The 24,856-nt window shown below is 37.0% G+C and carries 20 protein-coding genes; 17 read left to right on the top strand and 3 right to left on the bottom strand.

From position 1 onward, the window contains the following. Nucleotides 1-34: 34 nt before the first annotated feature. Together ytrI and Q3V31_RS13285 are read right to left on the bottom strand one after the other, a co-directional pair. Nucleotides 35-538, bottom strand: coding sequence for a sporulation membrane protein YtrI (ytrI, locus tag Q3V31_RS13280; protein WP_001265739.1), 504 nt, complete (start codon nt 536-538; stop codon nt 35-37). Continuing rightward, nucleotides 535-948 carry a YtrH family sporulation protein gene (locus tag Q3V31_RS13285; RefSeq protein ID WP_002034291.1) on the bottom strand — a complete coding sequence of 138 codons (414 nt, stop codon included), beginning with the start codon at nt 946-948 and terminating at the stop codon, nt 535-537. The genes ytrI and Q3V31_RS13285 overlap by 4 nt, the downstream gene beginning before the upstream one ends. A 42-nt stretch (nt 949-990) precedes the next feature. On the opposite strand from Q3V31_RS13285, the gene dnaE reads away from it, so the two are divergent. The 8 genes from dnaE to Q3V31_RS13325 all read left to right on the top strand — a co-directional run bounded on the left by dnaE (nt 991) and on the right by Q3V31_RS13325 (nt 11,859). Beyond that, nucleotides 991-4,317 (top strand): DNA polymerase III subunit alpha, encoded by a 3,327-nt coding sequence (gene dnaE / locus Q3V31_RS13290; protein WP_000673706.1) that lies wholly within the window; start codon nt 991-993, stop codon nt 4,315-4,317. A gap of 133 nt (nt 4,318-4,450) precedes the next feature. Next, nucleotides 4,451-5,659, top strand: coding sequence for an NADP-dependent malic enzyme (gene ystJ, locus Q3V31_RS13295; RefSeq protein ID WP_165444500.1), 1,209 nt, complete (start codon nt 4,451-4,453; stop codon nt 5,657-5,659). Between the two features lie 14 nt (nt 5,660-5,673). Next, the gene (locus Q3V31_RS13300; protein ID WP_000204454.1) at nt 5,674-6,318 is read left to right on the top strand and encodes a FadR/GntR family transcriptional regulator; all 645 of its coding nucleotides are present in this window, start codon (nt 5,674-5,676) and stop codon (nt 6,316-6,318) included. A 185-nt stretch (nt 6,319-6,503) separates the two neighbouring features. Then, nucleotides 6,504-7,373 carry an acetyl-CoA carboxylase, carboxyltransferase subunit beta gene (gene accD / locus Q3V31_RS13305; protein WP_000942865.1) on the top strand — a complete coding sequence of 290 codons (870 nt, stop codon included), beginning with the start codon at nt 6,504-6,506 and terminating at the stop codon, nt 7,371-7,373. Then, complete coding sequence (gene accA / locus Q3V31_RS13310; protein WP_000818787.1) at nt 7,361-8,335, top strand: acetyl-CoA carboxylase carboxyl transferase subunit alpha; 975 nt, start codon at nt 7,361-7,363, stop codon at nt 8,333-8,335. The genes accD and accA overlap by 13 nt, the downstream gene beginning before the upstream one ends. Before the next feature lie 128 nt (nt 8,336-8,463). Further along, nucleotides 8,464-9,423 carry a 6-phosphofructokinase gene (pfkA, locus tag Q3V31_RS13315; protein WP_000821159.1) on the top strand — a complete coding sequence of 320 codons (960 nt, stop codon included), beginning with the start codon at nt 8,464-8,466 and terminating at the stop codon, nt 9,421-9,423. A 53-nt stretch (nt 9,424-9,476) separates the two neighbouring features. Then, nucleotides 9,477-11,234, top strand: a complete 1,758-nt coding sequence (gene pyk, locus Q3V31_RS13320; protein ID WP_001232681.1) for a pyruvate kinase — start codon at nt 9,477-9,479, stop codon at nt 11,232-11,234. A gap of 235 nt (nt 11,235-11,469) precedes the next feature. Then, entirely contained in the window at nt 11,470-11,859 is a 390-nt protein-coding gene (locus Q3V31_RS13325) for an FxsA family protein (protein ID WP_000871641.1), read from the top strand. Between the two features lie 450 nt (nt 11,860-12,309). Here the strand turns inward: Q3V31_RS13325 and ytvI are convergent, their stop codons facing one another. Next, nucleotides 12,310-13,428, bottom strand: coding sequence for a sporulation integral membrane protein YtvI (gene ytvI, locus Q3V31_RS13330; protein WP_001081383.1), 1,119 nt, complete (start codon nt 13,426-13,428; stop codon nt 12,310-12,312). Nucleotides 13,429-13,860: 432 nt separating this feature from the next. On the opposite strand from ytvI, the gene Q3V31_RS13335 reads away from it, so the two are divergent. From Q3V31_RS13335 to polA, 9 genes are all read left to right on the top strand, one after another. Continuing rightward, nucleotides 13,861-14,322, top strand: a complete 462-nt coding sequence (locus Q3V31_RS13335; RefSeq protein WP_000625507.1) for a DUF441 domain-containing protein — start codon at nt 13,861-13,863, stop codon at nt 14,320-14,322. A 385-nt stretch (nt 14,323-14,707) separates the two neighbouring features. After that, the gene (gene citZ / locus Q3V31_RS13340; RefSeq protein ID WP_000503655.1) at nt 14,708-15,856 is read left to right on the top strand and encodes a citrate synthase; all 1,149 of its coding nucleotides are present in this window, start codon (nt 14,708-14,710) and stop codon (nt 15,854-15,856) included. Between the two features lie 160 nt (nt 15,857-16,016). Next, nucleotides 16,017-17,309 (top strand): NADP-dependent isocitrate dehydrogenase, encoded by a 1,293-nt coding sequence (gene icd / locus Q3V31_RS13345; RefSeq protein WP_000206900.1) that lies wholly within the window; start codon nt 16,017-16,019, stop codon nt 17,307-17,309. A gap of 19 nt (nt 17,310-17,328) precedes the next feature. Further along, nucleotides 17,329-18,267 (top strand): malate dehydrogenase, encoded by a 939-nt coding sequence (gene mdh, locus Q3V31_RS13350; RefSeq protein ID WP_000153239.1) that lies wholly within the window; start codon nt 17,329-17,331, stop codon nt 18,265-18,267. A gap of 216 nt (nt 18,268-18,483) precedes the next feature. Beyond that, nucleotides 18,484-18,957, top strand: coding sequence for a MaoC family dehydratase (locus tag Q3V31_RS13355; protein WP_000914188.1), 474 nt, complete (start codon nt 18,484-18,486; stop codon nt 18,955-18,957). 96 nt (nt 18,958-19,053) lie between these two features. Continuing rightward, nucleotides 19,054-19,290: a hypothetical protein gene (locus Q3V31_RS13360; RefSeq protein WP_033670355.1), complete on the top strand. Its 237-nt coding sequence runs from the start codon at nt 19,054-19,056 to the stop codon at nt 19,288-19,290. Nucleotides 19,291-19,451: 161 nt separating this feature from the next. Continuing rightward, nucleotides 19,452-20,171, top strand: a complete 720-nt coding sequence (phoP, locus tag Q3V31_RS13365) for a two-component system response regulator PhoP (RefSeq protein WP_001065224.1) — start codon at nt 19,452-19,454, stop codon at nt 20,169-20,171. Next, nucleotides 20,164-21,927 (top strand): sensory box histidine kinase PhoR, encoded by a 1,764-nt coding sequence (gene phoR / locus Q3V31_RS13370; RefSeq protein ID WP_001032143.1) that lies wholly within the window; start codon nt 20,164-20,166, stop codon nt 21,925-21,927. Before phoP ends, phoR begins: the two co-directional genes overlap by 8 nt. 284 nt (nt 21,928-22,211) lie before the next feature. Beyond that, nucleotides 22,212-24,845, top strand: a complete 2,634-nt coding sequence (gene polA, locus Q3V31_RS13375) for a DNA polymerase I (protein ID WP_000412796.1) — start codon at nt 22,212-22,214, stop codon at nt 24,843-24,845. Nucleotides 24,846-24,856: the final 11 nt, after the last annotated feature.

Here is a 24,856-nt window from a genome sequence, read left to right on the forward strand (position 1 = left end):
AATATCATTAAATGGAGATTTGAGGAGGTATTTTTTATTTTTCTTTCTCAATAACAATACTAATTTCTAGTACGGTATCAAAAGAGACTGTGTCTACTTTAAAGCGATATATACGATCGTAATGTTTGTACGTTTTATTTTCGATCACTTTTTTGAGTAGGTCTTTATTTTTTGCGATGCTTTGAATGTTTTTCGTTAAAAGATGCTGGAGATCATTATGGATAGAAGTAGTCATGTTTTCGAGTGTAAGGTTGTCTAAATCATATTTTTCACGATTTATAATTTTTATTTTAATTTCTTGAATTGTTAAGAGCCGCTTATTTTCTGTATTCAATTTCTCTTGATCTTCGAGAAGGACGTGGAGTTTTGCTTCTTGCTTTTCTATAATTTCTCTTTGTTCTGCTATTTCACTAGCTTGTTCCTGCTGAAAAACACCATATATGTACAAAAAAATAAACCAGCTCAAAACGCCTCCAACAGCAGCACCTGCTAAAACTAAGTACCATCTTTTGGCTGTATTGGCACTTGGTACTCTCATACATGTTCCTGCGTTAGCCATTTAATAATAATAAGACCAGTTTGCATACCACCAGTTGCAAAAAAAATAAGGAGAATTTGTTTTACGATATCTTTCATATCTCCGCCAAAGAAGCTTCTTTCAAAGCTATAAAAGGTATCGAACGTTCCGCCTATCGCTGCAACGAGTGCCCAGATTCTTAAATTTTGAGCAAATTGATTAATATAAGTTAGAGCTGGTTTTCCAATGAGAAATGCACCAAATCCGCCAATTAATGAACCACCAAGTATAACTCCAAAGGCAATAAAGTAACTAATAATAAGCAGAGAGAAAAAAGTATGTTCTCTTACATCCATCGTCATTCCCCTTTCTTCTTCATATATATGGACAAAGTATGAGAAGTATGTTTTGATTTCCGCTTTCCTCATCACCTATAATAAAAGTAGTCAAATAGGTAAAGAGAGGGTACAACAGTGAAGTTTGTGCATTTACAATGTCAAACCGTTTTTAGTTTGTTAAAAAGTGCTTGTAAAATTGATGAGCTTGTCATTCGGGCGAAAGAGCTTGGATTTTCATCGCTGGCCATTACAGATGAAAATGTTATGTATGGAGTTATTCCGTTTTATAAAGCATGCAAGAAAAATGGTATACAGCCTATTATCGGCTTAACAGCTTCTATTTTTAGTGAAGAAGAAGAAAAGTCTTATCCACTCGTCTTACTTGCTGAGAATGAAATAGGCTATCAAAATTTATTGAAAATTTCTAGCAGCATTATGACTAAGTCAAAAGAGGGTATTCCAAAGAAGTGGCTCGCTCATTATGCGAAAGGATTAATTGCAATTTCACCAGGGAAAGACGGAGAGATTGAACAGTTATTATTAGAAGACAAAGAGAGTCAGGCTGAAGAAGTAGCTCATACGTATCAAAATATGTTCAGCAATTTTTATATAAGTTTGCAGCATCATGCGATTCAAGATGAACTGCTTTTACAAGAAAAGCTGCCTGAATTTATTAATAAGGTAAACGTTCCAGTCGTTGCGACAAATGATGTACGCTACATTAATCAAAGTGATGCACTTGTTCATGAATGTTTATTATCTGTTGAAGGCGGAACGAAAATGACTGATCCAGATAGGCCGAGAATGAAAACGGATCAATATTATTTAAAGTCATCGGATGAAATGGAAGCACTATTTTCTCATGCTGAGGAAGCGATTCAAAATACAATAAAAATCGCGGAGCGTTGCCGAGTAGAAATTCCTTTCCATGTAAATCAATTACCGAAATTTCCTGTTCCATCTAATGAGACGAATGATACGTATTTGCGCCGTGTTTGTGAAGAAGGCTTGCGCAAACGATATGGTACGCCGAAAGAAGTGCACATACAGCGTTTGAATCATGAATTAGATGTGATTTCTAGTATGGGATTTAGTGACTATTTCCTCATCGTATGGGACTTTATGAAATACGCACATGAAAATCATATTTTAACAGGACCAGGACGTGGATCGGCAGCTGGTTCACTCGTTTCTTACGTATTGGAGATTACAGATATCGATCCGATTGAATATGACTTACTATTTGAAAGGTTTTTAAATCCTGAACGTGTGACACTTCCAGATATTGATATTGATTTTCCAGATATAAGACGTGATGAGATGATTCGATATGTGAAAGATAAATATGGTCAGCTTCGTGTTGCTCAAATTGTAACGTTCGGAACTCTTGCAGCGAAAGCTGCAATTAGGGACATCGCTCGTGTAATGGGGCTTCCGCCAAGAGATATTGACATATTTTCAAAACTTATCCCATCAAAGCTTGGTATAACATTAAAAGATGCATATGAGGAATCTCAGTCACTCCGTGAGTTTATACAAGGGAATCTTTTGCATGAGCGTGTGTTTGAAATTGCAAAACGTGTAGAGGGATTACCGCGTCATACGTCTATTCATGCGGCCGGCGTTATTATGAGCCAAGAACCGTTAACAGGAAGTGTAGCAATTCAAGAAGGGCATAACGATGTTTATGTTACGCAATATCCAGCCGATGCATTAGAAGAGCTTGGGTTGCTCAAGATGGACTTTTTAGGATTACGTAATTTAACGTTACTTGAAAATATTATAAAGTTTATTGTGAAAAAAACGGGGAAACACATTGATATAAGAAATTTACCTCTTCAAGATGAAAAGACGTTTCAATTGTTAGGAAGAGGGGATACAACAGGTGTATTCCAGCTTGAATCAGGTGGTATGCGAAATGTACTTCGTGGGTTAAAACCGAATGAATTTGAAGATATAGTTGCTGTTAACTCGTTATACAGACCGGGACCGATGGAACAAATTCCAACCTTTATTGAATCGAAGCACGGAAAACGACGAATTGAATATTTACATCCGGACTTAAAGCCGATTTTAGAAAGAACATATGGCGTAATTGTATACCAAGAACAAATTATGCAAATCGCATCGAAGTTAGCCGGGTTTTCGCTTGGAGAAGCGGATTTACTGCGCCGTGCAGTGAGTAAAAAGAATCGTGATATTTTAGATCAAGAACGTAAGCATTTTGTTCAAGGTTGTTTGAAAAATGGATACGATGAGACAGCTTCAGAACAAATTTACGATTTGATTGTAAGATTTGCGAACTACGGTTTTAACCGAAGTCACGCTGTAGCTTACAGTATGATCGGATATCAGCTTGCCTATTTAAAAGCGAATTACACGCTAGAATTTATGACGGCACTATTATCAAGTGCAATTGGAAATGAAGATAAGATTGTGCAGTATATACGAGAAACAAAACGAAAAGGGTTTCATGTGTTGCCGCCGTCTCTTCAGAGAAGTGGTTATAACTTCCAAATGGAAGGGAATGCGATACGTTACAGTTTACTTTCAATTCGAAATATCGGGATGGCTACAGTGACGGCGTTACTCGAAGAACGAGAGGGAAAAATGTTCGAAGATTTATTTGAATTTTGTCTTCGTATGCCATCAAAGTTTGTTACGGAGCGAAATTTAGAAGCGTTTGTCTGGTCGGGATGTTTTGACGATTTTGGTGTTTCGAGAACGAATTTATGGAAAAGTCTTAAAGGAGCGCTAGAGTACGCGAACCTTGCACGTGATTTAGGAGATGCTGTTCCAAAATCAAAATATGTACAAGGAGAAGAGCTACCCTTTATTGAACAGTTAAATAAAGAGAAAGAAGCCCTCGGTTTTTATTTATCTAGTTACCCGACAGCGCAGTATGCGAAGTTAGGAAAAGAATTAGAAATCCCATCTCTAGCTCAGGCGATGCGACATAAGAAAAAAGTACAAAGAGCGATTGTATATATAACAAGTGTGAGAGTGATTCGTACGAAAAAGTTTCAAAAGATGGCGTTTATTACATTTTGTGATCAAAATGATGAAATGGAAGCGGTTGTTTTCCCGGAGACGTATATACATTTCTCAGACAAGTTACAAGAAGGGGCAATTGTTTTAGTTGACGGTACGATTGAGCTAAGGAATCATAAGCTGCAATGGATTGTAAATGGACTCTATCCGTTAGAGGAAATGGATGCTTATGAAGAAAAGAAAGACGCATCTGTTTACGTGAAATTGCCATCTCAGTATGAGAAAAAGCTTTTAAATCAGGTTACAAAAGTATTGTTTGACTATTCAGGTTTTGCGAAAGTACTAATTTATTATGAAAAGGAACATAAAATGGTACAATTATCTCGAAGTTTATCAATTCATCCGAGTGAAGAATGTCTAGGAGCACTTCGTGAAATTGTCGGCGGCGAAAACGTCGTTGTGAAAATATAATGGACAATTTCCCTACACTTCGATTATTATAGTAGTAGTGTTCGTGGTCAGACCACTTGGAGAAATTGATATCAGCAAGAATAATTTGAGGAGAGTGGATAGTTTGTCAACACTTCGTGAAGAAGCACTTCACATGCATAAAGTGCATCAAGGAAAATTAGAAACTGTATCAAAAGTAAAAGTAGAAAATGCAAAAGATTTAAGTCTTGCATATTCTCCAGGGGTTGCAGAGCCTTGTAAAGAAATTTATGACGATAAAAGTAAGGTATATGAATATACAATGAAGGGAAATATGGTAGCAGTTGTGACAGATGGAACGGCTGTACTTGGTCTTGGTAACATTGGACCTGAAGCATCTCTTCCAGTAATGGAAGGTAAAGCTGTATTATTCAAGAGCTTTGCTGGTGTAGATGCATTCCCGATTGCCTTAAATACAAACGATGTAGATAAAATTGTTGAAACTGTAAAATTAATGGAGCCAACTTTTGGCGGTGTAAACTTAGAAGATATTGCAGCACCAAACTGCTTCGTTATTGAAGAACGTTTGAAAAAAGAAACAAATATTCCTATCTTCCATGATGATCAACACGGAACAGCTATCGTAACAGTAGCGGGCCTTGTAAACGCGCTGAAATTAGTTGGAAAGAAAATGTCTGACATTAAAGTTGTCGCAAATGGCGCAGGTGCAGCGGGTATTGCAATCATTAAACTTTTATATCGCTATGGTGTACGTGACGTTATTATGTGTGACCGTAAAGGTGCAATCTATGAAGGTCGCCCTACAGGTATGAATCCGGTGAAAGATGAAGTTGCAAAATATACAAATAAGAATCGTATTGAAGGTTCTTTAGCTGACGTTTTACAAGGTGCGGACGTATTCATTGGTGTATCTGCAGCAGGTGCATTAACTGAAGAGATGGTTCGTACAATGAATGACGATGCAATTATTTTTGCAATGGCGAATCCGGTTCCAGAAATTATGCCAGAATTGGCAAAAGCAGCGGGCGCAGCTGTTGTTGGAACAGGTCGTTCTGACTTCCCGAACCAAGTAAATAATGTACTAGCGTTCCCTGGTATTTTCCGCGGTGCACTTGATGTACATGCGACACAAATTAATGAAGAAATGAAGATGGCAGCTGTACAAGCCATTGCAGAGCTTGTATCAGAAGATGAGTTGAATGCGGACCATATCATTCCAGCGCCATTTGACGCGCGTGTAGCGCCTCAAGTAGCGGCTTACGTTGCGAAAGCGGCAATGGAGACAGGAGTAGCTCGCCGTCAAGTAGATCCAAATGAAGTCGCTGAGAAAACAAAACAATTAGCGCTGATTGGTAAAGAATAAGCGAGGAATTTCCATTGACATCATCAAATACAAAAGTATATCTCGAAATTGTAAAAAAAATCCGTTCCATAATGGAAGAGGATGGTTTAGTAGCGGGGGATCGTTTGCCGTCTGAGCGTGAGTTAAGTTCACGCTTAAACGTTGGACGTTCCTCTGTAAGAGAAGCATTGCGTGCTTTAGAACTTGTAGGGTTAATTGAAACAAGACGTGGTGAGGGGACGTTTATTCGAAACTTTTACGATAACGGTCTTGTACAATTAATTGCTCCGTTCTTGCTGCAAGATGAGAAAACAATTCGTGATTTATTACAAACAAAACGATTGCTTGAGAAAGATATGATTCGACTTGTATGTAATTTGCCGAAAGAAACGTTTTCTAAAGTGCTAAGTAAATTACACCAAGTGCTTGAAGAAAATGAAAGCTCAATTCCAATGCTTCATCAAACGTTCTTTAAAACACTTATTGAACAATTCGATAATTATTTACTTTATCGCATTTGGATGATCGTAAATGATTACGTTGCAACGCTTTCTTGTGAAATTTCAGGAGATTCTATCGAAATATATAGAAAGCTTTATGCTGCCTTGAAAGAGAAACAAGAAAATGATGCGTTAAAAATTTACGATGAATTAGTAGAGAATATACAGTTTCACTCGTAATGTATAAAATTTGTCGAAATGACCATGACACGTTATGACAAACATTCTACCGCATAGCGGTTAAAGTTAAACGTAAAGAGTGAGGTTATTAGACAGATTGAGAAGATAAGGCTAACATCAAACTTTGGTGTTAGCCCAATTTTCTTCTTGCGCTAACCTTAGCTCTCAACGAAGGGGGTCAAATTGTGCTAAGAGATTTATTCGTGAAAAAGAAAAAGTACGCTGCAATACCTTCAGAACAAGTACGAAAAGATGTACCGGATGGCGTTATGACAAAATGTCCGAAATGTAAAAAAATCATGTATACGAAAGAGCTGCTAAAAAATTTAAAAGTATGTGTGAATTGTGGATATCATCATCCTATGAATGCATGGGAACGTCTTGATAGTATATTGGACGAAGGGTCATTCCGTGAGTATGACAAAGAAATGGTTTCATTAAATCCACTCGAGTTTCCAGGATACGAAGAGAAACTAGAGAGCGATCGTAAGAAGACTGAATTGAACGAAGCGGTTGTAACTGGTGAAGGAACAATTGATGACATGCTTGTTGTTGTTGCAGTAATGGATTCTCGTTTTCGAATGGGCAGCATGGGCTCTGTTGTAGGAGAGAAGATTGCCCGTGCAGTTGAAAAAGCGTACGACTTACAAGTTCCATTTATTATCTTTACTGCGTCGGGTGGTGCCCGTATGCAAGAAGGGATATTAAGTTTAATGCAAATGGCAAAAACAAGCGTAGCTTTGAAAAAGCATAGTAATGCAGGAGGACTATTTATTTCTGTTATGACTCACCCGACGACGGGCGGGGTTTCAGCGAGTTTCGCTTCACTTGGTGATTACAATCTTGCAGAGCCAGGTGCACTTATCGGATTTGCTGGTAGACGTGTAATTGAACAAACAGTGCGTGAGAAACTACCGGAAGATTTCCAAACGGCAGAATTTTTACTAGAGCACGGTCAATTAGATGCGGTGGTGCATCGTGATGATATGAGAGAATCGCTCCGTAAGATTTTAGAAGTTCATCAAGGAGGGGAAATGGCTGTATGGCAGAGTTAGAATTTGAGAAACCAGTTGTTGAGCTAAGAAATAAGATTCGTGAACTGAAAGACTATACGAAAAACAGCCAGATGGACTTCAGTGAGGAGATTCGTATTTTGGAAGACAAGCTAGAAAAATTAGAGGAAGATATATACGGCAATATGAAAGTATGGGACCGTGTTCAAATTGCTCGTCATGCAGAAAGACCGACAACGCTCGATTATATTGAGCACTTATTTACTAATTTTTTTGAATGTCATGGAGATCGCCTATTTGGCGACGATGCAGCGATTGTCGGCGGCATTGCGAAATATAAAGGGATGCCTGTAACTGTAATTGGGCACCAACGCGGAAAAGATACGAAAGAAAATATTCGTCGTAATTTTGGGATGCCTCATCCAGAAGGCTATCGAAAAGCACTGCGTCTCATGAAACAAGCGGAAAAGTTTAATCGTCCTATTATTTGTTTCATCGATACGAAGGGAGCTTATCCTGGTAAAGCAGCTGAAGAACGTGGACAAAGTGAGGCAATTGCCCGTAATTTATTTGAAATGGCGGGTTTAACTGTACCTGTTATTTGTATTGTTATCGGTGAAGGTGGTAGCGGTGGTGCGTTAGGTCTTGGAGTAGGAGATTACATTCATATGCTGGAAAATTCCACGTATTCTGTTATTACACCAGAGGGTGCGGCGGCAATTCTTTGGAAAGATGCAGGAAAAGCGAAGGAAGCTGCAGAAGCGATGAAAATTACAGCATTAGATTTGAAAGAATTAGGTGTAATTGACGAAATTATTCCAGAGGCAAAAGGCGGAGCGCATCGTAATGTTTTAAAACAATCAGAAAATATAGATTTAATGCTTAAGAAAACTTTTGAACAATTAAGCGGAATTTCGAAAGATGAATTAATCGAAAAACGTTATGAAAAATATATGAAAATTGGGCAAGTTTCGTTTTCAAACGCTTCCATTGGGATAAAATAAGAAAAGCGTGCGTTCCTCTTCGCGAATGCACGTTTTTATTATGAAAAGACACATCTTCTCCATTGTGTTTTTGTATTTTTTCGTGTTATTTTATTATAAGGCAAATAATCTTTATGAGGTGAGTACAAATGAAACGTATTGGTGTATTAACAAGTGGTGGAGATTCACCTGGTATGAATGCTGCCATTCGTGCAGTTGTTCGTAAAGCGATTTTCCATGATATTGAAGTATATGGTATTTACCATGGATACGCTGGTTTAATTTCTGGTCATATTGAAAAATTAGAACTTGGTTCTGTTGGCGATATTATCCACCGTGGTGGTACAAAATTATATACAGCAAGATGTCCTGAGTTTAAAGACCCAGAAGTACGACTTAAAGGAATCGAGCAATTAAAGAAACATGGTATTGAAGGACTTGTTGTTATTGGTGGAGATGGTTCTTACCAAGGTGCTAAAAAATTAACTGAGCAAGGATTCCCATGTGTTGGTGTACCAGGTACAATCGACAATGATATCCCTGGAACAGACTTCACAATTGGTTTCGATACAGCTTTAAATACTGTTATTGATGCAATTGATAAAATCCGTGATACAGCTACATCTCATGAACGTACATATGTTATCGAAGTAATGGGGCGTCATGCTGGAGATATCGCATTATGGGCTGGTTTAGCTGATGGTGCCGAAACTATCTTAATTCCAGAAGAAGAGTATGACATGGATGATGTTATTGCTCGTCTGAAACGCGGTAGTGAACGTGGTAAAAAGCACAGTATTATCGTTGTAGCTGAAGGTGTTGGAAGTGCGATTGACATCGGTAAGCACATTGAAGAAGCAACAAGCTTTGATACTCGTGTAACTGTATTAGGTCACGTACAACGTGGTGGATCACCAAGTGCACAAGACCGTGTATTAGCAAGTCGTCTTGGTGCAAGAGCAGTTGAATTATTAATTGCTGGTAATGGCGGACGTTGTGTTGGTATTCAAAACAATAAACTTGTTGATCATGACATTATCGAAGCGTTAGCTCAAAAGCATACAATCGATAAAGATATGTATCAATTATCTAAAGAATTATCCATCTAATCGGCTTAATGCCTTGTATTTGGGAACGGTTTCATAATTTTCGGAGGTGCAATATGCGTAAAACTAAAATTGTATGTACTATAGGTCCTGCTAGTGAAAGTATTGAGAAATTAGAACAATTAATGGAAGCGGGTATGAACGTTGCTCGTTTAAACTTCTCTCACGGTAGCCATGAAGAGCACGGCGCTCGTATTAAAAACATTCGTGAAGCTTCAAAGAAAACTGGTAAAACAGTTGGTATCTTACTTGATACAAAAGGTCCAGAAATCCGTACTCACGACTTCGTAGACGGACAAGCTGAGCTTGTAACAGGTGCAGAAGTAATTCTTTCTACTGAACAAGTATTAGGAACTGCAGAGAAGTTCTCTGTATCTTATGCTGGTCTTTATGATGATGTTGATCCAGGTTCTCGTATTCTAATCGATGACGGTCTTATCGAACTAGAAGTAATCGAAAAAGCTGATGGAAACATCCGTACAAAAGTATTAAACAGTGGAACTGTAAAAAATAAAAAAGGTGTTAACGTACCAAACGTAAGCATTAAGCTTCCTGGTATCACTGAAAAAGACGTAAAAGATATCGTTTTCGGTATCGAGCAAAAAGTTGATTTCATCGCGGCATCTTTCGTACGTAAAGCATCTGACGTATTAGAAATTCGTGAATTATTAGAAGGACATGACGCTCAATACATCCAAATCGTACCAAAAATCGAAAACCAAGAAGGTATCGACAACATCGATGCAATCTTAGAAGTTTCTGACGGTTTAATGGTTGCTCGTGGTGATATGGGTGTAGAAATTCCACCAGAAGAAGTACCATTAGTACAAAAGCGTCTAATCAAAAAATGTAACGTATTAGGCAAACCGGTTATTACTGCAACACAAATGTTAGATTCTATGCAACGTAACCCACGTCCAACTCGTGCGGAAGCAAGTGACGTAGCAAACGCAATCTTCGATGGAACAGATGCAATTATGCTTTCAGGTGAAACTGCTGCGGGTCAATACCCTGTAGAAGCTGTAACAATGATGGCTAACATTGCAGTGCGTGTTGAAAAATCATTACAATATGAAGATATGTTCAAAAAACGTATTAAAGAGTTCACTCCAACAATTACAGATGCAATTAGCCAATCTGTTGCGCATACAGCACTTGCTCTTGATGTAGCTGCAATAGTAGCTCCAACAGAAAGTGGACATACTGCGAAAATGATCTCTAAATACCGTCCAAAATCTCCAATCGTAGCTGTAACATCTGACGAGCAAGTAGGACGTCGTCTTGCACTTGTTTGGGGTGTACAAGCGTTTATGGCTGGAAAACGTGCAGCTTCTACTGACGAAATGTTAGATACTGCAATTCAAACAGGTATGGATGCAGGTCTAATCGGACTTGGAGACACTGTAGTAATCACTGCTGGTGTTCCAGTTGCTGAAACTGGTACAACAAACTTAATGAAAATCCACGTTGTTGGTGAAGAAGTTGCTAAAGGACAAGGAATCGGTCGTAAAGCTGCAAAAGGTAAAGTAGTTGTAGCAAAAACAGCTGCTGAAGCTGTAGCGAACGTAAACAAAGGTGATATCCTTGTTACAACAAGCACTGATAAAGATATGATTCCTGCAATTGAAAAAGCTGCTGCTTTAGTTGTTGAAGAAGGCGGCTTAACAAGCCATGCGGCTGTTGTAGGTGTATCTATCGGTATTCCTGTTATCGTCGGTGTAAACGGCGTAACAACAACTTTAAAAAATGGCCAAGAAGTAACAGTTGATGCAGCACGCGGAATTGTTTATAATGGACATGCGGAAGTGCTATAAGAAGTAATACGGAGAGAAGGAGCGGAGTCCTTCTCTTTTTTTTACACAAAAAAGGATAGAGATAACTTTAAACGCCTGAAATCACTCCAGGAAACGTTTGTTATAGCGTTTATTGGAGAGGGTTGTTTATCTTTTATGAGGCTTATACGGGCGTCGTAAGGGACTTATAAGGGGCTTGGTAAGGTGAAAGGAAGATACTTAAATCTTTGAAATGAAATATGAAGGAGTGTGAGCTATGAAGTGGTTACTATTCTTGCTTATTTTAATACCGGCGATTGAAATTACGGTCTTAATTGGATCAAGTCATGTAATAGGTTTATGGTCTACGTTCGCTATGATTGTATTTACAGGTATTGTAGGTGTGTATTTGGCGAAACGACAAGGGTTTAAAATAGTTAGAGAGATTCAATTTAGGTTAAATAGAGGAGAAATGCCGGGTGATGCCGTCCTAGATGGTATTTTCGTCTTTATAGGAGGTATTCTTTTAGTACTTCCTGGATATGTGACGGATATAATAGGTTTTATCTTTGTTATCCCAGTAACGAGGGCTTTATTGAAGCCGATTGTTATGAAGTGGATTGATTGGAAATTGAGAAAGAAGGCTACTATTATTGTTCAGAAATAACACTTAGATTGCTGTAATCTAAGTGTTATTTTTTTATTGTATTTTCTATTTATACCTCTGGTAGTTAATGTTAGGTGGAATACAGGGGTTACGGATTGGAAGTTTTACATCAGGGTAATATTTTTTTGTGTTGTTAGTGTTCGATTAGTGTGAAAAAGTTAGATGAGAGAAAAAAACTACTGATTAAAGGAGTATTTCTCTCTATTTTGTATATTTATTCATTTACATAAAAAGTAATAAATGTAAGTAATAATTATAAAACAAATAGAATAAAAATGTAAAAATACCGCGAAATATGCGTTTTTCATGAAAAAAACAAGAGAATTATCCTTTTTTGGGAAATCCTCTCGTTTGAACTGTAGTTAGTATAAAAGTAAGTACAATGAATAATCAGTGGGAATTTCCCACTGATTACAGTTAAGTTTTTTGTTGTATGTGAATTAGAAAATATTATTTTGATGGTGAGCCTTTAATGAATTTCCATAAGTCATGGAAAACGTGGGCTTTGTGTAATGTGTTAAGTAGTACTAATGTGACTGGACCGATGATTAATCCTAAAAAACCAAAGAGCTTAAAGCCGACAAATAAAGCGATGAGTGTCGCTAATGGATCAAGTCCAATATTAGATGAAAGTACTTTCGGCTCCATGATTTGTCTTTGGACAATCACGACGATGTATAAGATGAGAAGACCGATGGCGAATGCGGTGTCGCCTGTGAAAAATACGTATATAACCCAAGGAACGAAGACGGCTCCAGTTCCTAAGTATGGGAGTAAATCTACAACTCCTGTAATAATCGCGATAGTAATCGCGTATGGCACGCGTAATATTAAAAGGCCGATTAGTACAATGACAGTTGTCATAGACACGAGTGTAAGTTGTGCTTTAACAAAACCAAACAAAGCTTTTCTTAAATCGACAAAAATAGTTTTTCCGTATCCGTGTACACGATTAGGTAAAAATTTTCTTACTTTATGAGCAAGATGGTGCCAATCGTAACTAATGAAGAAAGTTGCTAATAAAATGAATACAAGGACAGTTAAAGTTGTTGGTAATGCGCTAATGAAATTTGTTAATCCGCTTATAATAGCGGTTAAAAGTTCTTTCATTTGTGTCGTTGCTTCAGTGCCTAAGTTTTGAATGTTTTGTGTAATAGTATATCGTTGGGGTTCGCCGAGATGATTAAATTTAGAAATTAAATCATCGTAGAGAGGCATAATATGATTAAGCGCAAATTGTTGAGCGAATGCAACGATATCTGGGAACTTCACTGTAACAATTTGAAGTAAGTATGTTGTGGCGGATATTGCTTCAGTTACAAGGTATGTAACAAGTCCGACGATAGCCCCGAATACGAGAATTAAGCTAACGAGTACTGCTAATGCACGAGGGAATTGTAGTTTTTGATTAAGGAAATTGACGACAGGATTAATCAAATAAGCGAATGCAAAAGCGATAATAAAAGGATAGATAAGTCCTGACATGTATAGTAATACATAGAACCCAGCTACCGTTGCTACAATGACAAATATGAGTCGCAATATCATATATAGTAAGTTTCGGTTCAAAGATGTATACCTCCCATTCCAATTTGTATTAGCCTAATTCGTTCAACTTATAACGAGTAGCATTCACTGATTAAAGTTTCACTTTTATGTTATAGTGGAATGATGGATTTTCCCTGCTTTTTCAGTACATGAACGACTGTAAAAGCTTGTTGATGATGCTTCTACTATATGGTAAAAACTTCATTTTCTCTTCTTTTTATTTTACCTGTTTCTTGTTAGAAAAGAAAGGAGAGACAATCGTTTTCAAAAATGTATACATGCTTTGATTTTTTTGGTTACAGTCTCATTCTGTAAGTTAAAAATGCATGAAAAAATGAAATTGTTGCCTTATTCTCATTGGCAAATAGACATCGATATGACATGTATAACGATAGGTTTAAAGGTATTTTTGTTTGGAAGCGAGTTCATTATTTTCAGAAAGGAAGTGAAAACATGATTAGTCAGTCAACGTTATTTTTATTCATACTACTTATTATAGGACTTATTGCTAAAAACCAATCGCTTACTGTAGCTATTGGAGTGTTATTCTTATTGAAGTTTACGTTTTTAGGAGATAAAGTCTTTCCTTATTTACAAACGAAAGGGATTAACCTTGGTGTAACAGTCATTACAATAGCAGTGCTCGTACCGATTGCGACAGGGGAAATAGGCTTTAAACAACTCGGAGAAGCAGCGAAATCGTATTATGCATGGATTGCTTTAGCCTCAGGTGTGGCGGTCGCTTTGTTAGCGAAAGGCGGTGTGCAATTATTGACGACGGACCCACATATTACAACTGCGCTTGTTTTTGGGACAATTATAGCTGTAGCTTTATTTAATGGAGTCGCTGTAGGTCCGTTAATTGGGGCTGGAATTGCCTATGCAGTTATGAGTATTATACAGATGTTTAAATAAGGAATTTTATAGTAATATAAAATTTTTGAATTCTTTCTGTTCACAAAAGTCAGATAATTGTTTATAATAGGATTAGAAACTTTGAAAAGTTACATAACAGCAGAGACTATACACCAGATAAAATAAAAACAACATAAAACAATTTTATAATGATATTGTTTTATGTTGTTTTTATCATAAACTCTTCGGGATTCATTTTCCTCACTAACTTGTTGTTCTGAGCGTGAGGATTCGGGGAGACATTCACGCTCATGCTTTCCATGTAGCAATGGACAATAAGAGGGGAACATCGCAACAAATTTGCATGAACGTGCATTTTGCTTGCCTAAAGAGTGAACGAGCGTTCATAATTTATAAGGGGAGCAAATAGATATAAGGAGCAAGGTTGGGAGAATTTTCAGGAAAAGGAGAGAATGTCATGACTGTTATTCGAGGTTTAGAAGGGGTAGTAGCAACAACATCATCTGTGAGCTCTATTATTGATGATACATTAACTTATGTTGGGTATAATATTGATGATTTAGCTGAGAATGCTACGTTTGAAGAAGTAGTGTACTTATTATGGCACCGCAAGCTTCCTAACGAAAAAGAACTAGCGGAATTTAGTGAAACTGTATCTGAATACTATAAAGTACCAGGTGAAATTTTAACATATTTGAAACAAGTAGATTTAAAAATCGCGCATCCGATGTCTGTTTTACGAACTGCGATTTCCATGCTATCATTATATGATGAGAGCGCTGAAATTATGGATGAGAAGTCCAATTATTTGAAAGCGGTTAAATTACAGGCTCAAGTAGGAACTTTAATTGCTGCTTATGCAAGAATCCGCAAAGGTTTAGATGTTGTTGAGCCAAGAAAAGATCTATCATTAGCTGGAAACTTCTTGTACATGTTAAATGATCGTGAGCCAAATGAAGTTGAAATTGAGGCTTTTGATAAGGCGCTTGTACTTCATGCAGATCATGAGTTAAACGCTTCTACATTTACTGCACGTGTTTGCGTAGCTACACTTTCAGATGTGTATTCTGGTATTACAGCAGCAATCGGTGCATTAAAAGGTCCTCTTCACGGCGGAGCAAATGAAAATGTAATGAAGATGTTAACTGAAATTGGCGAAGAAGAAAATGTAGAAGCATATATTCATAATGCTCTTCAAAATAAAGTGAAAATCATGGGCTTTGGCCACCGTGTGTATGAGCATGGTGATCCACGTGCAAAACATTTACGTGAAATGTCTAAGAGATTATGCGTGCTTTTAGGAGAAGACAAATGGTATAATATGTCTATCAAAATTGAAGACATTGTAACAAAAGAAAAAGGTCTTCCACCAAATGTTGATTTCTATTCAGCTTCTGTATACCACTGTTTAGGAGTTGACCATGACTTATTTACACCTATTTTTGCAATTAGCCGTATGTCAGGCTGGTTAGCTCATATTCTAGAACAATATGAAAATAACCGTTTAATCCGTCCACGTGCTGATTATAATGGACCTACGCATCAAGTGTATGTTCCAATTGCACAACGATAAGCGAAAAACACTATTTCGATAGTAAAAATACGCTTTCAAAAGTCTGATTTTTCCGGGAAGATGTAATGATTAGAATATTTAAATTTGACTAACGGTTTGAACTGAGGGGTTATTCCCTCAGTTTCATACATATGAAATTTCAAACATGGGGGTTATCACATTGACGACAGGTGAAAAAATTACTGTAACTAATGGTGTTATGAATGTACCAAACAATCCGATTATTCCATTTATCGAAGGAGATGGAATTGGTCCTGATATTTGGGCTGCAGCGTCTCGCGTACTAGAAGCAGCAGTTGAAAAAGCTTATGATGGTGAGAAGAAAATCGTTTGGAAAGAAGTGCTTGCAGGGGAAAAAGCATTCAACCAAACAGGCGAGTGGTTACCAGAAGAGACTTTAAATTTAATCCGTGAATATTTAATCGCAATTAAAGGTCCACTTACAACTCCAGTTGGCGGTGGTATTCGTTCTCTAAACGTAGCGCTTCGTCAAGAATTAGATTTATATGTATGTCTACGTCCAGTTCGTTACTTTGAAGGTGTTCCTTCACCTGTAAAACGTCCGGAAGATACTGATATGGTTATTTTCCGTGAAAATACAGAAGACATTTATGCTGGAATTGAATATGCACAAGGTTCTCCAGAAGCAGAAAAAGTTCTTGCTTTCTTAAAAGAAGCAATGGGTGTTAATAAAATCCGCTTCCCAGAAACATCTGGAATTGGTATTAAACCAATCTCAGAAGAAGGGACAAAGCGTCTTGTTCGTGCTGCAATTCAATATGCAATTAACGAAAAACGCTCTTCTGTTACATTAGTTCATAAAGGAAACATTATGAAATTTACAGAAGGTGCTTTCAAGAACTGGGGTTACGAAGTAGCGGAACAAGAATTCGGCGACAAAGTATTTACTTGGGCTGAATATGATCGTATCGTTGAAAAAGATGGAAAAGATGCAGCGAATAAAGCGATGGCAGACGCAGAAGTGGCTGGGAAAATCATCGTAAAAGATTCTATTGCAGACATCTTCTTACAACAAATTTTAACTCGTCCACGTGAGTTCGATGTTGTTGCAACAATGAACTTAAACGGAGACTACATCTCTGATGCACTTGCTGCACAAGTAGGTGGAATTGGTATTGCACCTGGTGCAAACATTAACTATGTGACTGGACATGCTATCTTTGAAGCTACACATGGTACAGCTCCAAAATATGCAGGTTTAGATAAAGTAAACCCATCTTCAGTTCTTCTTTCAGGTGTATTATTATTAGAGCACTTAGGATGGAACGAAGCTGCGAATTTAGTAACTGATTCAGTTGAGAAAACAATTGCTTCAAAAGTAGTAACATATGATTTCGCACGCTTAATGGAAGGTGCAACAGAAGTGAAATGTTCTGAGTTCGCTAATGAACTTATTAAAAACATGGATGTAGCGATAATCAAAAACGCATAATTAAAGCGGGGGGTAAATTATGACAATCAAACGCAAGAAAGTTTCAGTCATCGGTGCAGGATTTACAGGAGCAACAACAGCATTCTTATTAGCACAAAAAGAACTTGCAGATGTTGTATTAGTGGACATTCCACAGCTGGAAAATCCAACAAAAGGGAAAGCGTTAGATATGTTAGAAGCGAGCCCAGTACAAGGTTTTGATGCTAACATTATTGGTACATCTGATTACGCAGATACTGCTGATTCTGACGTTGTCGTTATTACAGCAGGTATTGCGCGTAAGCCTGGTATGAGCCGTGATGACTTAGTAGCAACAAACTCTAAAATTATGAAAAGTATTACGCGCGACATTGCAAAACATTCACCAAATGCGATTATTGTTGTATTAACAAATCCGGTTGATGCAATGACATATTCTGTATTTAAAGAAGCAGGATTCCCGAAAGAGCGTGTTATCGGTCAATCGGGCGTATTAGATACAGCTCGTTTCCGTACATTCATTTCACAAGAATTAAATCTTTCTGTGAAAGACATTACAGGATTTGTTCTTGGTGGACATGGTGACGATATGGTACCTCTTGTACGCTATTCCTATGCAGGTGGCATTCCGTTAGAAACATTAATTCCAAAAGAGCGTTTAGAAGCAATCGTAGAACGTACACGTAAAGGTGGCGGTGAGATTGTAGGCTTATTAGGAAACGGTAGTGCATATTATGCGCCAGCAGCTTCTTTAGTTGAAATGACAGAAGCAATCTTGAAAGATCAACGCCGTGTATTACCTGCTATTGCATACCTTGAAGGTGAGTATGGTTATAGTGACCTTTACTTAGGGGTACCAGTAATTCTAGGTGGTAACGGAATTGAAAAAATTATTGAATTAGAACTTCTTGCAGATGAAAAAGAAGCGTTAGATCGCTCTGTAGAATCTGTACGTAACGTTATGAAAGTTCTTGTTTGATAATTAAATATAAGCGGAAAAAGATTCGGGGCCCCGAATCTTTTTCTACTATTTATCGAAATATTTTTTTGGAATAATATGAAAACGCTATCATTAGGTGTATCCTATAATGAAACTATAGACTTATACTATATATTGCCCTCATCATAGTAAATTTCGGATAAGGTATCGCTTTTAGTAGGATAATAAGGTGAAAAAATCGGAGGGGGTTGTAACATGTTAAAGAAAAAAGTTCAAATTGGTCGTAGAATGGATGAAATTACAGTAGGAGAGAAATTATCTATCACTGAAAAAATTGAGGATAAAGATTTGTTATTGTACTTAGGGTTAACGAATGATGCCAATCCATTATATATTCAGCATGATTACGCATCCCAAACTCCGTATGAAAAGCCGATTGTGCCAAGCATTATGCTAACAGGGCTCATTACAACGGCGGTTACGAAATATTTACCGGGTCCAGGTAGTCATATTACTAGGAAGGACCTTACGTTCGTGAAACATGTTCACCATTATGAAACGTTACAAATCCACTTTGAAGTTGTGGCTGTTTCAGAGGAGGAACATACAATTGATATGCTCGTATCAGCTTATGATGAACAAGGAGAGCATGTTGTAAAAGGTTCATTAACAGTAACGCCACCTTTTAAATCTGTTTCTATTATGGAAAAAGCATTAGATAATTTTTAAAAAATGAAAGTTAGAATGATATAAAAGTAGCGCTGGTCGTATTCTTATTAAGGATATGCTGGCGCTACTTTTTGTTTGGAAGAGGGGATGATAACTGTGAAATGGGAAAGGGAAGACATTATTTTTGAAACGATGAGAGAGGCTGAAGTATGGGCTGATTCAATCGCGAATGAAATGTACGGGAGTGTATTTGATGGATATGAAACACCAGATTATAAAATAGCGTATGCTCTTTCGTTTTTTTTAGCGCAAAATCAAGGCTTCACAGTTTGTACAGGGGTGATTTGTGAAGCTGATAGGATGATTTACAGGGTATGGATAGCTAATGAATAGCGAAAGTGTAATTATTTCGATTTTCTAGAGTAAATCTACTGTAATCTAACCCCACAAATAGACAATTATATTGAGGGGGACCTTGTTTTCTAGTATGATGAGAATAACGGGGAAAATACTAGGATGAAGAAGGTTTCAAGTCTATAACTTGGAGGAAAAGAATGAACAATCGTATTTTAGTAGTGGATGATGAGGAGTTTATCTTAACTTTAATTGAATTTAATTTACAACAAGCTGGGTTTGAAGTTATAACAGCGATGGATGGAGAAATGGCGCTTCAAAAAGCGACAACAGAACGCCCAGATTTAATTATATTAGATTTAATGCTTCCGAAAATGGATGGTATGGAAGTTTGTAAAGAATTACGATTGCAGCGTGTTATGACGCCGATTTTAATGCTAACAGCAAAAGATGATGAGTTTGATAAGGTACTGGGTCTTGAACTTGGGGCTGATGATTATATGACGAAGCCATTTAGCCCGAGGGAAGTTGTTGCTCGTGTGAAGGCGATTTTGCGCCGCACGAAATTACAGCAAGAAGAACAAGTTTCGGAAGCACCAGATGAAGAGAGCATCATAATTGCAGAGCTTAAAATTTTACCGGAGTTTTATGAAGCGTACTTCCAAGGTAGGAAACTGGAGTTAACACCGAAAGAATTTGAGTTACTGGTTTATCTCGCGAAAAATAAAAGTCGTGTATTAACTCGTGACCAATTATTGAGTGCTGTATGGAATTATGATTTTGCTGGTGATACTAGAATTGTCGATGTCCATATTAGCCATTTGCGCGATAAAATTGAACAAAATACGAAAAAACCGACGTACATTAAAACGATACGTGGTTTAGGTTATAAATTAGAGGAGCCAAAAGGGGATGAATAAATTTCGCTCCAGGCTTCTTTTTACATTTGTTTCTCTTATCGTTTTTATTTTAGTTGGACTAGGTGTATTATTAGAAACTGTATTTGAAAATTACTATATAGATCATGCTAAAGAAAGAATGATAAAAGAGACAAGATATGTTGCTGTATTAGCAGAGGAGCAAGGGTTTGAATCTGTTTTAAAAAATCCGTATGTATTTAAAAAGTTAGAAGAACAAATACCAGCTTCTATTATATTTGTTGATGAAAAAAAGAAAGTTCAATATAGCGGAGGGCAACAATCTGCATTTAGTCAAGAGATGATTAAAGAACTTTCTTCTGAAACAGCAAAACAAAGAAATAAAGTTATTACGAAAGAAGCGGATCAAAAGAATGAGTTTTATCATGCTGTGTTCGTTCAGGATGTAGCAGGGAAGCAAGGATACATTTTGGTGAAAAGTACAATCGATACTTTGAGGGACGTTCACCAAAAAACGTGGGGATTATTAATTATCGGATTTGTCATTGCCTGTCTTGTCGTTGTATTCCTAGGTGTTAAAATTACAGGACAATATATTAGGCCGATTGAATCAGTTACGAAAGTTGCGATTGAATTAGCGAAGGGTAATTATAAAGCGCGTGCATATGAAAGTCATTCGGATGAAACAGGAATGCTAAGTAAAGCAATTAATATTTTAGCTCGTAATTTACAAGAGATGACACTCGAACAAGAAATGCAACAAGATCGTTTGCACACATTAATTGAAAATATGGGAAGCGGAATGATTTTAATTGATAGTCGTGGTTATATAAACCTTGTAAACCGTTCTTATAAGGAGACTTTCCACGTAACAGACGAAGAATATTTAGATCGTTTATATTATGAATCGTTTCACCATACGGAAATTATTGAGCTTGTAGAAGAAATTTTTATGACAGAAGTGAAAGTGCGTAAACAAATGTTATTGCCGCTTGGTATTGAGCGAAAGCATTTTGAAGTATACGGAGCGCCAATTATTGGGACGAACCATGAGTGGAAAGGAATTGTTCTCGTATTCCATGACATTACGGAGTTGAAGAAATTAGAACAAATGAGAAAAGACTTTTTAGCGAATGTTTCTCATGAATTGAAGACACCGATTACTTCTATTAAAGGTTTTTCAGAAACACTCTTGGACGGAGCGATGGATAATAAAAAATTCTGCGAACATTTCTTACATATTATTTTAAAAGAAAGTGAGCGCATGCAAGGATTAATTGAAGATTTATTAGATTTATCAAAAATCGAGCAGCAAGGGTTTAGATTAAATATGGGTACGGTTGATATGAAGGGGATTCTTGAAGACATTCACATGGTGCTCGATAATAAAGCGGGTGAAAAAGAAATCTCTTTACAAGTGAATGGATTGAAACGAGTTTCCGTTATTGGAGATCCGAGCCGCTTAAAACAAATCTTTATTAATTTAATTAATAATGCAATCGTGTATACGCCGGCTGGCGGTGTTGTTTCAGTTGAATTATTAGAGGATAAATATAATGCGTATATAAAGGTGTCGGATACTGGAATTGGTATTAGTAAAGAAGAAATCCCTCGTATATTCGAACGTTTTTATCGAGTTGATAAAGCGAGAAGTAGAAATACGGGTGGAACGGGTCTTGGTTTATCAATTGTAAAACATTTAGTTGAAGCACATCAAGGTACGATTACGGTGGATAGTGAGGTTGGGGAGGGAACAACATTTACGGTTGTTTTGCCAAAATCAGCTACTGAAAAATAGGGTGAAGGATATTTACAATATATTAACAATGGCTTAATTAAATATTAATAAAGCTCTGTTAATATAATAGATGAAAACCCCTTCATCCAAGGAGTAATTTTGGACGAGAATAGTTATGCTGTTCTCGTCACTTCCCTTTTATGTTAGTAAACGTTTGTATATATGATAGAAAATAGCCGTTATTTTTCTTCTCTCTATTAGTCATGTTAATATAGAGAGAGGACAGGAACGGTTTTTTTTCTGTGGAAAAAATCGTTTCAAATATGTATGGGGAGGTTTGTAGTTTGGAAAAAAAAGTCGTATTAGTAGATGGTAATAATATCGCGTATCGTGCTTTCTTTGCACTACCGCTTTTAAATAACGACAAAGGTATACATACGAACGCAATTTATGGTTTTACAATGATGTTAATGAGGATACTAGAGGAAGAAAAACCGACGCATATGCTTGTGGCGTTTGATGCGGGGAAAACAACATTCCGTCATAAAACGTATAGTGATTACAAGGGAGGACGTCAAAAGACTCCACCTGAGTTATCAGAGCAATTCCCGTTTATTCGTGAGATGCTTGATGCATTTAATGTTCCGCGCTATGAATTAGAAAACTATGAAGCGGATGACATTATGGGAACGCTAGCGAAGGAAGCGAGTGAGCAAGGGGCTTATGTAAAAGTTATTTCAGGAGATAAAGACTTACTTCAACTTGTTTCTGATAATACACTTGTATGTATTCCACGCAAAGGGATTACAGAAGTAGATGAATATACGAAAGAAGCTTTATTTGAGAAATATAGCTTATCACCAAAGCAAATTATCGATATGAAAGGTTTAATGGGAGACCAATCGGATAACATTCCAGGTGTACCAGGTGTTGGTGAGAAGACAGCCATTAAATTATTAACGCAATTTGAAACGGTTGAAGCAGTGTATGAAAACTTAGATCAAGTGAGCGGAAAGAAATTAAAAGAAAAGTTAGAAGCAAATAAAGAACAAGCACTTATGAGTAAAGAACTTGCGACGATTATTACAGACGCACCAATTACTGTGCATGTAGATGATATGGCATATAAAGGGTATGAACCAAGTGATGTTATTCCGATGTTTGAGAATTTAGGATTTACATCTCTTTTAAATAAGCTAGGTGTTACGCCTGAAGAAACAGCTCCAGCTGAGTTAGATGATATTACATTTGATATTGTGGAAGAAGTTACAGAAGAAATGCTTCAGCAAGATAGTGCGCTTATTGTAGAAGTGCAAGAAGATAACTATCATAAAGCGGATATTCAAGGTTTTGGTATTCAAAATGAAAATGGTTGTTACTTTATTTCGGCAGACATTGCCCTTAAATCAGATGCTTTCAAAGCATGGCTTGCAAATGCAGAAATGAGAAAGCATACATTTGATGCGAAGCGAGCTATCGTTGCTCTCAAGTGGAAAGGTGTAGATATTCAAGGGATTGATTTTGATTTATTAATTGCTGCTTATTTACTGGATCCAGCTGATACAGATAAAGATTTTCGTGCTGTAGCAAAAATGAAAGAAACACATGCCGTGAAATCTGATGAAGAAGTTTACGGAAAAGGTGCGAAGCGTGCAGTTCCAGAGTTAGATGTAGTAGCGGAGCATGTAGCTCGTAAAGTGCATGTATTATATGATGTAAAGCAAACATTCATTGAAGAGTTAAAAAAGAACGAGCAATATGAATTGTTTACAGAGTTAGAATTACCACTTGCGCGTGTATTAGCTGATATGGAAGTAAAAGGTGTAAAAGTTGATACGGAGCGTCTTCGTAATATGGGAGAAGAACTTGCAGGTAGACTAAAGGAAATGGAACAGGAAATTTATAAGCTTGCGGGAACGGAATTTAATATTAATTCACCGAAGCAACTTGGGGTTATTCTGTTTGAGAACTTAAACTTACCAGTTATTAAAAAGACGAAAACAGGCTATTCTACGTCGGCGGATGTATTAGATAAACTTATGGATCATCATGAAATTATTCCAAATATTTTACATTATCGTCAATTAGGAAAGCTAAATTCAACTTACATTGAAGGTTTATTGAAAGTTGTACATGAAGATTCATCTAAAATCCATACTCGTTTCAATCAAGTGTTAACGCAAACAGGTCGATTAAGTTCAACAGATCCGAACTTACAAAATATCCCGATTCGATTAGAAGAAGGAAGAAAGATTCGTCAGGCATTCGTTCCATCAGAAGAAGGATGGATCATGTACGCGGCGGATTATTCACAAATCGAACTTCGTGTGCTTGCTCATATTGCAAATGATCCAGGGTTAGTTGAAGCATTCCAACATGACATGGATATTCATACGAAAACAGCTATGGATGTATTTGGTGTTGGGAAAGATGAAGTAACATCTAACATGAGACGACAAGCAAAAGCTGTTAACTTCGGAATTGTGTATGGCATTAGTGATTATGGTCTTTCGCAAAACTTAGGAATTACAAGAAAAGCAGCAGCGGAATTTATTGAAAAGTATTTAGAAAGTTTCCCTGGTGTACAAGAATACATGGATGAAATCGTAAAAGATGCGAAACAAAAAGGATATGTGGTTACATTATTAAATCGTCGCCGTTATATTCCGGAAATTACGAGTCGTAATTTCAATTTACGTAGCTTTGCTGAACGTACAGCTATGAATACACCAATTCAAGGTAGTGCGGCTGATATTATTAAAAAAGCGATGATTATTATGGCAGATCGTCTAGAAGAAGAAGGATTACAAGCACGTCTTCTTCTGCAAGTACACGATGAATTGATATTTGAAGCACCAAAAGAAGAAATTGAAAAATTAGAGAAGCTTGTACCTGAAGTAATGGAGCATGCAATTGAACTAGCCGTTCCATTGAAAGTTGATTATTCTTACGGTCCAACTTGGTACGACGCGAAATAAGGACGTGATGA

It is taken from the genome of Bacillus nitratireducens (genome assembly GCF_036320425.1).
GTDB classification, from domain to species: Bacteria; Bacillota; Bacilli; order Bacillales; family Bacillaceae_G; genus Bacillus_A; species Bacillus_A nitratireducens.